We start from the raw sequence: 14,706 nt of genomic DNA, 5'->3' as shown, positions 1-14,706 counted from the left end.
GAGCCAACATGTCTGAATTAAAGCCTATTTTTAATGCCCTGTTGCGCTCCAAAGCAGGCGCACTGATGCTGCTGTTTCAAATCGCGATTACCACAGCGATAGTCAGTAATGCGGCATTCATCATTTATGACCGGATGACTTATCTGAACAAAGAAACAGGCTATCCGGAGGAAGAACTGTTCTATTTTCGGGTCACCAGTTTTGAGGAAAACGCCGATTACAATCAACAAATTGAACTGGACGAAGCCCTGCTACGCAATATACCGGGTGTGATCAATGCCGCGAACTTCACAGCGGTGCCATTAACCGGTAGTGGCTCAAGCTCCAGCTTTAGTGTTGTGCCAGAGCCCGAAGAAGGCCGCTCTGCCAATGCCGCCTATAGCATGTCGGATCACAACGCCATAGAAACTTTGGGTGTCAAACTCATAGCAGGTCGGGACTTTACTGAAGAGGATGTGGTGTTTGCCCAAAATTACGACAAGCTCCCTACGGTAGCGATTGTCAGCAAGGCCTGGGCGGAAGAACTGTTTCCCGATGAAGACGCTTTGGGCAAGGTATTTTACGTGCGCAATGCTCCGGCTAAAATTATTGGTATTGTAGAGCAAATGACCGCCCCCTGGCCAAGTAGCAACGTGGCAGAAAAAGTGGTTATTTTTCCACTGATTAACGGAACAGCCAGACAAAAATTCATTGTCCGTGCTCATGCCGGTGAGCGGGCCGCCATAATGCGACAGATTGAAGATTTGATGCTGCAGGAAAACAATCAACGGGTTATCACTTCACTACAGGGATTAGATGAGGCCAAAGCAGAATACAATGCGTCTGATACACTGATGTTGAGAATGCTGGTTGTGTTAATAGTCGTTTTAGTGTCTGTGACAGCACTGGGGATCTTTGGATTAACCCTGTTTAATATCAGCAAGCGCACTAAACAAATTGGTACCCGCCGTGCCATCGGCGCCAGAAAATCAGACATCATTCGTTATTTCTTACTGGAAAATACCATGGTGTGTCTGGCGGGCTTAGTCCTTGGCTGTATCGGTGCAATATTGGTAGCGCATCAGTTAATGGCACATTATTCCCTGCCTGCGCTAGATTATGCCTATGTTGTTGGTACCGCGTTGTTTGTATTGCTGATCAGTCTCTTAGCGGTTATTGTACCCGCCAGAAGAGCTGCCAATATCTCGCCCAGCATCGCCACTCGTAGCATCTAAGCCGCCCTCAAAAGCAGCGCCAGACGCCACTGGCGCTGCCAGGCAACAAACAAAGACGTAAACACCGGGAAATATGGATAAGATACTGATTGTTGACGACAATCCCGCCGTGCTGGATGCCCTGTCACTGATGCTGGAACTGCACGGTTATCAACCTGTGACCGCTGCCAGTCCCGCAGAAGCCATTCAGGCCGTGGATCACCAAAGCATTACACTGGTGATTCAGGACATGAACTTCTCCGCTGATACAACATCAGGCGAAGAAGGTGTTGCATTGTTTTATCAATTGCGGGAGCTAAACCCTCATTTGCCTATCATTTTGATCACCGCCTGGACCGAGCTGGAGCAGGCAATAGGACTAGTGAAAGCCGGTGCGGCCGACTATATCGCCAAGCCATGGGATGACAGTAAATTATTAACCAGCGTGGCCAACCTGATTGAACTGGGCAAAGCCAAAGCGCAATCGGCGCAACTGGCCCGGGTTAAACAGGCACAGCAAAATGCCGTTCAGGCGGCACAAGATATTGGCTTAATTTACGCCAGTGAACCCATGCAACGCACTGTCGATATGGCTATTCAGGTGGCCCGCTCTGATGTATCGGTACTTATCACTGGCCCCAATGGTACCGGTAAAGAAAAAATTGCTGAGCTGATACAATCACAATCCCCCCTGAAACAGCAGCCCTTTATAAAAGTCAATGCCGGCGCGTTGCCCAAAGAACTCATCGAAGCAGAGTTGTTTGGCGCAGAAGCCGGAGCTTATACCGGCGCCAATAAAGCCCGTATCGGCCGTTTTGAAGCCGCGGATGGCGGCACGTTATTTTTAGATGAAATCGGTAACCTACCACTGGATGGGCAAACTAAACTGCTCAGAGTCTTGCAAACTGGCGATTTTGAACGCTTAGGCTCAGTGGTAACCCGACATGTTAAGGTTCGGGTGATTTCAGCCACCAATGCCAATTTACTCAGTATGATAGCCAGTGGCGACTTTCGCGAAGATTTGTACTATCGCCTCAACGTAATTGAGCTAAATGTGCCTGCCCTGTGCGACAGGCGCGACGATGTGTTACCCCTGATAAACCACTTTTTGCCCGGGCGGGAAATCAGTAAGACGGCGCAAAAGCAGCTCACAGATTACGACTGGCCAGGTAATGTCAGAGAGCTGGAAAACGCCTGTAAACGGGTGGATGTGTTAAAACCAGACGGTGTATTAGAAGCTGAGGATTTTGCCCTGTCAAAACCTGCAACTCAAACCGTGAATTCACCGCTTAGTACCCATCAGACGACAACTTCTGTAGCCGCTCAGGCCGAGCCTGGCAAACAGGACTTACTGGATGCCATGAAAGCGCATCAGGGTATTGTCGCCAGAGTGGCTAAGCAGTTTGGAATGAGCCGCCAGGCCTTATATCGCCGCCTGCAAAAATTTGACATAGACTATTAACGCCGTACTTCAGGATGTAAAAATCAGCACATGAATTTACAACTAAAACTGCAAAAGGTAGTACTTTGTTGCACTCTGTTCGCCTGTATTCCGACGCTTTATCTGTTACAGACTCAAGTTGTCAACAAGCTGTTGTTGTTAACTGGCATTGTGTTTTTTTGTTGGCAAGTAAGCGGCTATGCACTGCGTCGTTTTAATCAGGGTATGGCAGGACTTGAAACCGGGTTACTCAATTTTCTGGATGGCGAATATGCGTCTTTGTTGTCCTACAATGATAACGACGAATTGGGCAATCTGAGCCGATTATACAATCAAACCGCCGAAAAACTCCGAGCCGAAAAACACTGGATTTACCAGCGAGAATTAATGCTGGATAAAGTACTGCAAAACTCCCCGGAAGTTTTATTGCTGATCAACGACCGCCAGCAGGTGGTTTTCAGCAACTGGGCCGCCCGTCACTTTTTCCAAATCAACAATACCAAACTGGAAGGTTTAGTATTGGAAGAACTACTGAACAATGCTCCGGAAGCAGTCAGCAATGTCATACTCCAGGCGCAGGAGGGGTTATTCAGTATTAACAATGACTCTGACGAACAGCAAACCTGGCATCTGGCCACAGGCCAGTTTTTACTGAATAACCAACAACATCAGTTGTACATCTTAAAACAAATGACCCGGGAGCTTAGCCGCCAGGAAGTGGCCGTCTGGAAAAAGGTGATCCGCATTATCAGTCATGAGTTAAACAACTCCCTTGGCCCGATCTCTTCTATGTTGAACAGCGGTAAGTTACTCACTGAGCAAGTGCAGGATGAGCGCCTTAACCGGGTATTTAATACCATCGAAGAGCGCATTAAACACCTGGTCACTTTCGTGCAGGGTTATGGCAAATTTGCCAAACTGCCGGAGCCCAAATTGCAATTTGTTGAATTTGAGAAGCTGGCGGAACAATTGTCACAACAATGGTCTTTTAATGCTGACTTCCCCGAAGGATTAGTATTTCACGCCGACCCAATCCAACTGGAGCAATTGCTGATAAATCTGTTAAAAAATGCTCATGAATCTGGTTCTGAAGCTGGTGACATTACGCTGCGTCTGGAGAAAAAGCTGAACCGCGTGGTCATTGAAGTGTTAGACAAAGGCAAAGGCATGTCTGAATCAGTGCTTTCTCAGGCCCTGATCCCGTTTTATTCCACCAAAAATAGTGGCAGCGGCCTGGGTCTGGCGCTGTGCCGGGAAATTGCTGAAGCCCATCACGGTCACATTGCGCTGCAAAACCGCCAGGAAGGCGGACTTTGCGTCAGGGTGAGCCTGCCTTGCATATAGTTAGTGGAGCATGGTTTTAGTTAAGACCTGCTACTTGTTGTTGAGGGTGCCCAGTTGCTTCTTGTAGTAACGGAATTAACTTATCAGCGACAGGTAAAAATACCTGCTGATAAACATCATCAACGTCTTTTGGGAAATACACCCGATGTACCTGATATCGCGCTTCGCCCTGCAACTGGAACAGGTGCAACATTTTAAAATCAATAAGTTGCGCCAGATTTTGCACCGTTTCCGGACATTGGAAAACACCATAAAAGGGTTCAACTTGTTGCAGTATTTCCATAATTTCCGGGTCAACACGACGCAAATCATCGAGTACCTGCAACATCAATAAATCGTATAGATCTGCCGATGCAGTCTGCCACAGAGGCGCTGGTTGCTCCTTATTGTGCAAGGTGGCCAGTGAAAAAGCCTCCTGAGTATTCAGACCCAACGTTGCAAGTTGCAAATCCAGCGGTACAATAGATTGTGGGGATGCGGGCAATAAATCCGCTACTAACTGCCTTCGCTGTTGCAACCAGTCATGCAGGCCCTCAACCCGATTCACTTTACTAAATCGAAGAGGATGTGCATCACGAAACTGATAATAAGACAGTAAAAGTGCTTTTCTTGCCTGGCGGTAAGCCGTTTCCTGATGCTGAGTCAAACGTCTGAATGCCCCCTTGGCTGTCGCGCTGCCCATCGCCAGATTGGATACCAATAACTCTGGTCCGAAATCGTGTTCAGCAATAAAACGAACACCACCGCGACGCATTGATTCCGGTCGCCAAACCAGGAATGAAAAACGCTCTGAATTGCTGTCTCCCTGAATTAAACGATTGATTTTTTCAGCATGAGTGTGATGCATAGCTTCCGGCCTCGGCCCATCAATGATGCTGTCACCAAACACGCCGGGCCATTCCAAGAAAGAGCCCCAGACAGGCCGCGCATTGCTGCTGCCATGACATTCCTGACAGCTGGGATCATTGCGTTTCAAGGTTGGTTTACTCCCTGAAAAGTCAAACACTGAAAACTCCCAATGACCTGTTTCACTGTGTAATTGCGCCACGTCCAACAGGTGATAAGTAGGGTCATCGGGTTTGGTACCTACATTCATTAAAAACTGCCCGTCAGTGCCAAACAAAACAATACGCGGAAACTCAAGATTAGCTTGCCCAGTGGCCCGGGTATGTTCCAGCAACGAAAAGTGTGTGCGGTAATGCCGGGGTAAGTGTGCGAGCAAGCCTGTTACGCTGATGATGTCATGGCGTTCAATGAATTCTGCCACTCCGGTGATAGTCATCGGCAGCGCCTGCTCTGCATTAACCGAATGCAGCGAAGCTATCGGAGTAATGGTATCAAAGGCCGATGCAGGACAAAGCTCAGCGCCAGAAAAATGTCCACCGGAATGGTACAGTTGTTTCTGTACGACAGCCTCACTAGCCGGTGCATAATCAAGCTCACCAGCCGCCATAGAACTGCTAACCTGGATAAAAGCCAATGCAAAGCATAGTGCCAAACCCTGCCAGTTAAATCGATTCATCATTTAAATTCACCCGGGTAAATTTACTGTGTTCAAGAATTTGTCGTACACTGCGCCTGATCCATTGCGAAGGAAGCGGCCCGGGTTCCAGTTCGTAAGACTGAAGCTCAACATTAAACCGGCAATCCCAATGATACAGCCGCATAATATTGTTTTCTAAAACCAACAGACTGATGCTCCCCGGCCAGCGGACAAAATACTGATAAGACATACATCCTTCCACCACGTGACCATTTGCAACGACCACACCAGGAAATTCTACTGGCCAGTCTGAAATCAGAAATCGCTGTAAACCATCGCCGGAATCAGCCAGCGTTGCGATGTAATTACCGAATTTATCCATGTCCACCATTGGCACCTCAACGTCGGTACGGATATCCACAACAGGCTCAGGCTGATGCCGCGGTGTTTTCACAAGATCAGCTCTGGGCCGCTGAACATTAACCGCATCATTGACTTGCGCTCTTTTGAGCGGCAAAGGCGCACTAACGGAACTTGTTTCAGCCGTGCAACAGGAAGATTTTAGTGACCCGACAGCCAACCAAATGCCAAGGGTCAAACCCAACGAGGAACCTACAATGGTCAGTAATCGCCGATTAGAAGTTGATCGCGGCATCATTTAATACCAACAAAAGGCCAAGCCAATCGGGCACAAACGTCCTTGTTTGCACGCTTTCGAGGCTTTATGAGCAATAGTCAGTCATTTGCTGCGGTGTAAAGCATTGGTTTGTGCTGGCGCAATAATGAGGATGTGAAGAGGGGCAATTATTGCTCACCGGAAAATCGCCATCGCCGCCATTGCCGTTATCGCCATTGCCGCTATCTCCGTTGCTACCACCACCGGTATCGCCGCCATTATTGCCACCGCCAGTACTGCCTCCGGACATTGCCGAAACCAGTTGACTGAATTTGCCATTGTAACCAGGATCGCATACCCGTTGGCTGCCATTGTATTGTCCATCGTACCAGGCGGTTACCGCAGAGGGGTTTGAACCAATTGTTGAGCCTGCTGTGGTTTTCCAATAACTGGGTTGCCATGTGCGGGTGAATGCCAGCATATTGTTCTTAACATGTTCTTCGAGATCGCCGGCGTACTTGTCCACCATGGGATCCCCCAAATAAAGTCCGATATAGGACAAAATATCGTCCGTTGCCAAACCAGAACTAAATCCGGTGGATAATAGCTGACAAGGATCAGCTCCTTTTGCCTGACTGGCTTCGTTGCGATCAATGATCTGATCACCATTCGTGTTCAGCTCTGCCACCAGACCTAAACCTCGATTTTTAGCAGTGGTCACCTCATTGCCGTCAATGACACCATTATTATTCGTATCTTCAGCAAATAAAGCGGCAAAATACAGGGCTGCATCAGCCGCAGATATCGTGTAATTAACTCCCGGCGGTTGACCGGTATAGCCTGACTGATCAATGAATTGCTGATCAATGTCGATGCACAGGTTGTATTCAATATCCAGGATAGATTCACGCACCTGCAAAGGATCATTACAGACCCCCATGGTAGTCACTATCTGACCTGCAGCATTGCTACAGGCAGTGCCATTGGCCAACACATTCACGCACACTGCATCACACCAAGGTTGTGTGTGCTCAGTAGACATATCTTTACCTGCGGCAGCGGGATGTTTTTCCCCCAGTTCAATGGGTGGGCATTGCGCCGCATTTAAATTGAAACTCAACAAAACGCCAAGCGATACCAGGGCGTAAGCAGCACCATATCTTGCAAATTTAAGCAATCTCATAAAAAACCTTTTTAATGTTAACTTAGACAGCGGGGAGCAATTAGCTTCCCCATGAATTGAAACTCTGTCCCTGGTTATCAGGGTGATGTAAATGTCACTACATCAGAAATCAGGTATTGCCCCTGCGTAGCATCCTCGACTTTGAATTCAATACTGTAAGATTGCCCCAGGATGGCATTCGTTACCGTACGGACATATTCACCATTACTTTGCGCACCTGGTACACAATAGCCATCACTACACAGGTAATGCCAGGCGGCTGACCAGCCATTGTCTTTGTGAAATATCTGAAAACGGCTGTCAGACAGATAACGTATGCCAAAATCACTTTCAGTCGCGGGGTTTTCACCGTTATCGCCGGAACCTGAACCACTACCGCTATCGCCATTCCCCGGTTGGCCAGCATCCCCCGAGGCTGTGAATGTCACAGTATCACTGGTTATAAATTGACTTAGCGCATCATCCTGAACTTTAAACTCAATATCGTAACTTTGGCCGAGGGTCATGTTGTCGAACTGCAACTGATAATAGCCATTGCTGAGTGTCCCCGGGTAACATGCCCCGTTGACACAAAGGTAATGCCAGTTTCCGGTCCACCCATTGTCCCGGTGAAATACCACAAAACTATCGGTATCGATGTAACTGATGCCAAATTCGCTATTCGGGTTTCCACTCCCGCTATCACCGCTGCCATTGCCATTGTCGCCGCTGCCACTGTCACCATTATCGCTGCCACCATCACTACTCTCCCCGTAACCTAACTGTGTAAACAGGTTACTTCCCGCTTTGAGAAAAGTACTTTGATTGATTTGTGCGTTCCAGTTGCTCAGTATTGTGCTGTTAGCCTGTACCCGACTATCTCCCCAATAGCCTTCGGTGTAACCGGTAAACACACCATTACTGTATCCGCCCCAGCGATATTGCTCCGGACTATCCCAATCGGCATTGATGTAGGTTATTCCTTTAACGACATCAGCATAATCCTGCAAAATGAAATTAAAATACCCTGAAAACCACTCGTTCCAGATCTGTTGCCCTGACTTGTTTACCCGGTTACTGCCGCCTGCGCCGTCTGCAGAATAGGTGCCTTGCGCCAGGTCATATCTCTGTGGGGTTGATTCATTGATAAACAGTGGCTTGCCTTTCTGTCGGGCAAACTCTGCCGCCTGTTGAACGCGGCTCAGACTGGTGCAGTCTTGTGGAGAGAAGTAAGACAGTCCGATCCAGTCAACAATGTTGTCGCCCGGATACCAGTTATTCAGATCCTCGTACTGATTGTAACAATAGGAAGAAACCTGCCATATCAAAGCTATTTTATCGGCGTGCCCCAGGGCATCTATTCGATTTCGGACATACTGAAAGGAGCTTTTTATGCGCGCGGGGGTATGACTGGTGTTCCACTGAACACCATCAACCTCGTAGGCCCAGCGCAAATATACAGGGCGATCATAGCCTGCCAGCGTATTCAGCAAGGTATCAATATTGGCGTTGTAATTCCCGGCGACAACAGCGCCAAGCTGATTATTCATTGATACACCAACAATTAATGCCGCATCAGGAAACGCCGCAGCCAACTCAGCAACGTTGTTGCGCCCTGCTCCTGCATCCGCATCAGAAAACAGCCCATCCAGTTGCACAATGCCAACATAATTTGCAACACCGCCTGGGCGCTGCCCTAAATCAGCGACATAATCATTGATGCTATCGACATCCTGACCGATGGAAAAGAGTACCCCGTTGTTCGGTGCCAAAGTTGCATCTTCCGGCGCCGCATTAACACTATGACCAAATAAAAAACAACACAAAAGCAATAGTCCCGGCGCAGAGAGGTTGCCTAACTTCCCTACCATTTCCGTTCTTTGTTGCACTTTTCTGATATTGTAAAACCAATGCATTTCACCCCCTTCCGATTAACACCTGAAAAACATTTAATTAACATTTGCACACACTATAGGGCGAATTTTTTGCACCTCAACAGAACTGGTGACTTTGATAAAGCACTTACAAAATTTCGTTATAACCTCCCCGGATCACAGCTTGACTGCCAGGCACCACCAATGTTTATCAAGAATCACAACATACGGTTAAGTATCCTTGTCTTCACACAAACGTTAATTAATTGTTAATTTTGTGTGATGAATACGTATGCATGCGGTTCAAATAGTGTACAGAAATGGTCAGACTTAACCCGGTCAAAAAATTAAACGTCCCGCTTCCTTGTGCACACGGCGGCTTCGCTTTTTTGATACCAGGATTAAACATCACAGTATTGAGATTAGAAAATGATTAAAAAGTTAAGACAGTTACTCACGGGTATCGTGATATCCGCCGTATGTTATTTGCCGGCCGCCCAGGCAGATGTCATCCTCCACGCCTTTAACTGGGAATATTCCGAAGTAGCCGCCAAAGCTCAGGAAATTGCCAATCTGGGTTATAAAAAAGTGCTGGTATCTCCGGCCTATAAATCCAGTGGGAACGAATGGTGGGGCCGATATCAGCCGCAAGACTACCGTGTTATCGACAATCCTTTGGGGGACACCAATGACTTTCAGGCCATGATACAGGCGCTGCAGTCTGTCGGTGTTGAAACCTATGCCGATATCGTGTTTAACCACATGGCTAACGAAGCCTGGCTGCGCTCAGACCTGAATTACCCCGGCACTCTGGTGCTGGATGAATATGCTCAGAATGCAAGTTATTACAATTCTATCAAGCTGTTTGGTGATCTCACCGACAACCTGATCGCCCCTTGGGATTTCCACGATCCAGGCTGTATTACCGACTGGAACAACCCGGGCCATGTACAATACTGACGCTTGTGCGGTGGTAACGGTGATACAGGCTTACCGGACCTGGACCCAAATAACTGGATTGTGGCGCAACAAAAACAATACCTGCAAACCCTTAAAAACATGGGAGTAACCGGCTTTCGGGTAGATGCGGTTAATCACATGACCAACTATCACATCAATGCGATATTCGACCAAAACATTAAAAATGGCGTGCATGTATTTGGTGAAGTGATTACTTTTAGCGGTGCCGGAAACTCAGACAACGACAACTTTCTGGTTCCTTATATGAGTGGCACGGGCCACGCCGCATACGACTTCCCACTATTTGCGCAAATGCGCAGTGCTCTGGGTTTTGGTGGTTCCATGAGCCAGTTAGTTGATCCAGGCGCTTATGGGCAGGCACTGCCAGGTTCGCAAGCCGTTACCTTTAGCATTACCCACGATATCCCGCTGAATGACGGGTTTCGCTTTCAGATATTAGATCCCACCGACGAATTCCTGGCCAATGCTTATATTCTGGGACGCAACGGCGGTGTACCTATGATTTATTCAGACCATAATGAAAGTGCTGACAAAGGCGACAATGGTCGTTGGCAGGACATGTACAAACGCGGTGACATAGCCGGCATGATTGATTTCCACAACAGTGTGCAAGGCTCAGGTATGCAGGTGACTAGCCACAGCGACTGCCACATACTGTTTAAACGCGATCATCAGGGCGTAGTCGGTATCAACAAGTGCGGTAATGGCATTGATGTTTGGGTAGATACTCAGGCTGACAACCTGTGGTGGTATCGCAACTACCGCGACACCTTAAGCAGCGATGTGCAATACATCACCAGCCAATGGCATAAGTTCTACCTACCTGGCCGCGGTGCCAGAATGTGGCTGATGGAATAAAGATTCTGTTTAAGAAATGATCCAAAAGCCCGGTTATCTCCGGGCTTTTTTGTTTTCAGAATAGCTAATTCAAAACCAGGGCAAAAAAGCCCTGGCTTTGAAGTACATGTAACTATTCGTTTAAATTGTCGATGGGAAGTTTAGCTTTTCTATGAAAGGCATAGTTGGTAGCACTCCAAACTGAAGCACCATAACATAAAGAGGCAATAACCCAGACTAAACAACTCAACAAGAAGTAGGTTACAGGCTCTTCCGCTTCCAGGGTGATAGACTTAAACGTAGCGAGGCTAAATATAATAAAGGAAATAACTCCCCATTTAAGCATGCCTTCTACCAATAAAAATCGCATCAATCCCCGATGCTTGTAAGCTTCCCATTTCCGAACTTCAACGTCTGTCCAGTCTTTAAATAATGAGCATGAATAGATTAGTATTTTGTGCATTCGCCTTTCCTACCTCTCAGCCAAACCCACAGAAAAACACATTGCATTGTAACTATCAGAAAAAAGTATGCCTTGATGAAAATCATAAGTAACCTGTACCAAAGTACAGTTTTTCACATTGATAGCCGAAATCTGTATTTTAGCTAACAATACACCTTGTTACGCCCCTAAATAGGCGTCACCAGCAATTGCTTACTCTTCAGCAACGTATTCCAGGATATCGCCTGGCTGGCAATCCAGGACGGCGCAGATTTGTTCCAGGGTGCCAAAACGAATGCCCTTGACTTTACCCGTGCGCAGCAAAGATAAGTTTTGTTCGGTGATACCCACTTTGGCCGCCAGCTCTTTGCCCCGAAATTTGCGTTTTGCCAGCATGGCATCCAGATTTACCACGATTGGCATAACGATTCTCTATCACATCTCACTATATAAACTGCTTATTTTCTTCTTCCAGCGCGTTGGCTTTCACCAACATATCACTGAGTACCCAAAAAATAATCGCCAGCGCCAGCATGGTAAACTCATCACTGCCCAGAATCAGCGATAACACCTTTTGCCCGGGAGGGTGATGCCAGGATAACAATAAGCTAAGTATTGCAATATGAAGGGGCTTTAACAAAGACTGCAGCAGTAAAAACAGGGAAAACAAACGCAAATTGCGACTGTTGGCGAGATTGAACAACTCGCCTCTGGCAAAGTTTACAAATGCTTTGCGCAAATAATAAAGGCCCGCCAGTCCAACACAAAAATAAGCGAAAGTCGCCGCCCACACAGCATACCATTGCACATCCGTAACCCCGTGCCATTGAATTGCCAGATTCAGTGTTTGCTGTGCTAACGAAGCAAAAGCCTGAATATCAATCACCAGGTAAGCGGCAATTAAGGGGGAAAGCACCAAAATTATCTGACAACCCCACGAAACCAACCCGGCCAATCTCTGTGTCATTTTACTCTCAACAATAGCATCATCATGCCATGAATAATAACTGATAGTATGACAATAAACAGCCCGAAATCAGGTTATCAGAGGTTCTAGATGAATTTAATTCAACCGGAAGACTTCATGAATTTTAAATGCACAATCCCCACAATTAAGCCCCATAATATCGAATTTAAGCCCAACAATTGAATACCGGATAAGGTAATGAGGAAGGTCAAAATGGCCGACTCTCTTGCTGTGACATCACTAAAACTCGATTGTAAACACATCAGTAAGGTGCCCAACAATGCAAAACCTGCCAGCATTTTGATCACCTCACCGGGCATGGCCAGAAACAGGTTTACCACGGTTGTAGCAAAAATTCCGGCTAACAGATAAAACAATCCGGCCCAAAGCACAGCCTTATAACGCTGTTTTGCATCAGTATCTACATCAGAAGTCATGCAGATAGCCGCCGATATTGCTGCCAGGTTGAGACTAAATCCCCCAAGAGGTGCGGTTAGCATGTTAGTTAACCCGGTTCCGAGTAAAACAGGTTTAACCGGTGCCTGATACTGAAAACTTTTCAGCATAGCAATGCCTGGCAGATTTTGGGAAAGCATTGTGACCAGGTATAAGGGTAAAGATAAATTCAGCACAGCTAACCAGTCAAACTCAGGGGTAATCCAGACAGGTTGAGCCAGTTCGGTGCTAATCCCCTGCCCGCCTAACCCTATGCCGAAGCCATTTACTCCGTTAAAAGTAATAATGAGCGCCAGCAGCAACAGGATCGCCATTGCGTATTTTGGAACAAAGCGTTTTGCCAGTAAAAAGCCACTGAACATCAAAACAAAACTCAGTGTATCGGATTCAGCAATAGCGAAACTACTGAGACAAAAAGGTAACAGAATGGCCGCCAACATTGCCGTTGCAATGGCGGGTGGTACGTTTTGTAAGAGGTCCCGCAAAGGTCGAATCAAGCCGGTCAGAAACACCATCGCCCCGGTTGTTACGAATGCCCCCAAAATTACCGGCATCTCATAATTAAACGAGGCCCCCGCTAACATAGCCGCTCCCGGTGTGGACCAGGCGGTCAGCAAGGGCGTTTTATAATACCAGGACAACCCAATGGAGCTTAGCCCCATGGCAAGTCCCAGCGCCAACAACCAGCTTTCAGTCTGTTGTGCGCTGGCTCCCAGTGCTGTCGCAGCCTGAATAATGATAACGATAGAGCTGGTATAGCCCACCAGTACCGCGGTAAAACCAGCAGAGATGTGACTGTTCCTGATTGTATTGTTCATCAAAACCTCAATGTTTAAGCAAGCTGCTATGTTGAAAAGAGTTGGATAATGCTATGCTTCGTGCGTTATTACGCACAAACAAAAATAACACCGGACGCTATAGCGCACAAGCGATAACAACAGCAGATTTTAAAAATCAGTCAAATTTAAAAGCATCATGAAAGAAAAACAGTTTTTGCAGGAAGTTGCCCAACACTTAAAATCCCTGCGTCAGCAGAAAGGTTTGAGCCTTGATGCCACGGCAAAACTCACTGGTGTTTCCAAAGCCATGCTGGGACAAATTGAGCGTCAGGAATCCAGCCCCACCATCGCCACTTTATGGAAAATTGCCAGCGGTTTGGAGTCCTCATTTTCTGCATTTTTTGCCACCCCCATGGAATTGCGAAGTAGTGAACGTGCCTTTCCAAATGACGGCAACATGCGAGTAAAAACACTGTTCCCATACCAGCCAGATTCCGGTATGGAAATGTTTGAAATCACCCTGACGCAGTATCACGAACAACGCTCTGGTCCACATAACGTAGGGGTTATCGAACACGTTCATGTGTTACAAGGCGAACTTGCCCTGTTTTTTGATGATCAGTGGCATACGTTTAACACCGGAAACAGCGTGCGCTTTTTCAGTGATCAGGCACACGGTTACAAAGCACTTTCAGACACCGTGGTTTTTCAAAATATCATTTGTTATCCAGTTAACAGCTGATTGTTTTTTAATCTTTTTCATAACTTTATTACCATAAAAATCATCGGGTTATCATCGAGTATGGATATTTTTGGGTAATTATTCTTTATGCATTGTAAGGATAATGTTAATTCTTTAATAACGCTGATGGCACGCTCAGCTTGTAACAATGGAAAGTGAAATCAGGATAGAGGAACAGAAATTGAATCGCCCCGGTAAATTCGAAGGCGGATTTGTTTGAGTTATGCTGCCGCATGTTCGCCTAATTGTCGATAATAGTTTTCTTCATATTCAACAGGTGGAATATCACCGATAGGTTGTAGCAGTCTCTTATTGTTGAACCAGTCAACCCAATCTAGGGTGGCAAGTTCAACTTGCTCCAGCCCTTTCCATGGGCCATCTTTGTGGAT

General features: G+C 46.9%; 15 protein-coding genes. 6 read left to right on the top strand and 9 right to left on the bottom strand.

Annotated features, from left to right (window positions below; translation table 11 throughout):
* Positions 1-8: 8 nt before the first annotated feature.
* The 3 genes from AC0J20_RS18080 to AC0J20_RS18070 all read left to right on the top strand — a co-directional run bounded on the left by AC0J20_RS18080 (position 9) and on the right by AC0J20_RS18070 (position 3,978).
* Complete coding sequence (locus AC0J20_RS18080) at positions 9-1,214, top strand: ABC transporter permease (protein WP_229527868.1); 1,206 nt, start codon at positions 9-11, stop codon at positions 1,212-1,214.
* 73 nt (positions 1,215-1,287) lie between these two features.
* Positions 1,288-2,655, top strand: a complete 1,368-nt coding sequence (locus AC0J20_RS18075; RefSeq protein WP_473022792.1) for a sigma-54-dependent transcriptional regulator — start codon at positions 1,288-1,290, stop codon at positions 2,653-2,655.
* 30 nt (positions 2,656-2,685) lie between these two features.
* The gene (locus AC0J20_RS18070) at positions 2,686-3,978 is read left to right on the top strand and encodes a sensor histidine kinase (protein WP_473022791.1); all 1,293 of its coding nucleotides are present in this window, start codon (positions 2,686-2,688) and stop codon (positions 3,976-3,978) included.
* A 16-nt stretch (positions 3,979-3,994) separates the two neighbouring features.
* Here the strand turns inward: AC0J20_RS18070 and AC0J20_RS18065 are convergent, their stop codons facing one another.
* The 4 genes from AC0J20_RS18065 to AC0J20_RS18050 form a co-directional block, all read right to left on the bottom strand.
* On the bottom strand, positions 3,995-5,503 hold the full coding sequence (locus AC0J20_RS18065) for a hypothetical protein (protein ID WP_473022790.1): 1,509 nt from the start codon (positions 5,501-5,503) through the stop codon (positions 3,995-3,997).
* On the bottom strand, positions 5,487-6,119 hold the full coding sequence (locus AC0J20_RS18060; protein ID WP_473022789.1) for a hypothetical protein: 633 nt from the start codon (positions 6,117-6,119) through the stop codon (positions 5,487-5,489). The genes AC0J20_RS18065 and AC0J20_RS18060 overlap by 17 nt, the downstream gene beginning before the upstream one ends.
* A 64-nt stretch (positions 6,120-6,183) precedes the next feature.
* Positions 6,184-7,260 carry a hypothetical protein gene (locus AC0J20_RS18055; RefSeq protein WP_473022788.1) on the bottom strand — a complete coding sequence of 359 codons (1,077 nt, stop codon included), beginning with the start codon at positions 7,258-7,260 and terminating at the stop codon, positions 6,184-6,186.
* 77 nt (positions 7,261-7,337) lie between these two features.
* The gene (locus AC0J20_RS18050; protein ID WP_473022787.1) at positions 7,338-9,155 is read right to left on the bottom strand and encodes a family 31 carbohydrate-binding protein; all 1,818 of its coding nucleotides are present in this window, start codon (positions 9,153-9,155) and stop codon (positions 7,338-7,340) included.
* A 387-nt stretch (positions 9,156-9,542) separates the two neighbouring features.
* On the opposite strand from AC0J20_RS18050, the gene AC0J20_RS18045 reads away from it, so the two are divergent.
* Both AC0J20_RS18045 and AC0J20_RS18040 read left to right on the top strand, forming a co-directional pair.
* Positions 9,543-10,073, top strand: a complete 531-nt coding sequence (locus AC0J20_RS18045; RefSeq protein WP_473022786.1) for an alpha-amylase family glycosyl hydrolase — start codon at positions 9,543-9,545, stop codon at positions 10,071-10,073.
* Between the two features lie 3 nt (positions 10,074-10,076).
* The gene (locus tag AC0J20_RS18040) at positions 10,077-10,952 is read left to right on the top strand and encodes an alpha-amylase family protein (protein ID WP_473022785.1); all 876 of its coding nucleotides are present in this window, start codon (positions 10,077-10,079) and stop codon (positions 10,950-10,952) included.
* A gap of 112 nt (positions 10,953-11,064) precedes the next feature.
* Here AC0J20_RS18040 and AC0J20_RS18035 read toward each other — a convergent pair whose 3' ends face one another.
* The 4 genes from AC0J20_RS18035 to AC0J20_RS18020 form a co-directional block, all read right to left on the bottom strand.
* On the bottom strand, positions 11,065-11,394 hold the full coding sequence (locus tag AC0J20_RS18035) for a hypothetical protein (protein ID WP_473022784.1): 330 nt from the start codon (positions 11,392-11,394) through the stop codon (positions 11,065-11,067).
* 192 nt (positions 11,395-11,586) lie between these two features.
* Complete coding sequence (locus tag AC0J20_RS18030; RefSeq protein WP_473022783.1) at positions 11,587-11,796, bottom strand: helix-turn-helix domain-containing protein; 210 nt, start codon at positions 11,794-11,796, stop codon at positions 11,587-11,589.
* 22 nt (positions 11,797-11,818) lie between these two features.
* Entirely contained in the window at positions 11,819-12,340 is a 522-nt protein-coding gene (locus tag AC0J20_RS18025) for a DUF2975 domain-containing protein (protein ID WP_473022782.1), read from the bottom strand.
* Between the two features lie 101 nt (positions 12,341-12,441).
* On the bottom strand, positions 12,442-13,626 hold the full coding sequence (locus AC0J20_RS18020) for a benzoate/H(+) symporter BenE family transporter (protein WP_473022819.1): 1,185 nt from the start codon (positions 13,624-13,626) through the stop codon (positions 12,442-12,444).
* Between the two features lie 145 nt (positions 13,627-13,771).
* Here AC0J20_RS18020 and AC0J20_RS18015 point away from each other — a divergent pair, with 145 nt between their 5' ends.
* Entirely contained in the window at positions 13,772-14,317 is a 546-nt protein-coding gene (locus AC0J20_RS18015) for a helix-turn-helix domain-containing protein (protein ID WP_473022780.1), read from the top strand.
* A 221-nt stretch (positions 14,318-14,538) separates the two neighbouring features.
* On the opposite strand, the gene AC0J20_RS18010 is transcribed toward AC0J20_RS18015, so the two are convergent.
* The coding region (locus tag AC0J20_RS18010) for an IS3 family transposase (RefSeq protein WP_473021722.1) at positions 14,539-14,706 on the bottom strand (168 nt) is incomplete at its 5' end.

The sequence above is a fragment of the Planctobacterium sp. R6 genome (assembly GCF_055755215.1).
The sequence above is the reverse complement of the archived record's forward strand: the minus strand, read 5'-3'. Positions and strand labels throughout refer to the sequence as shown.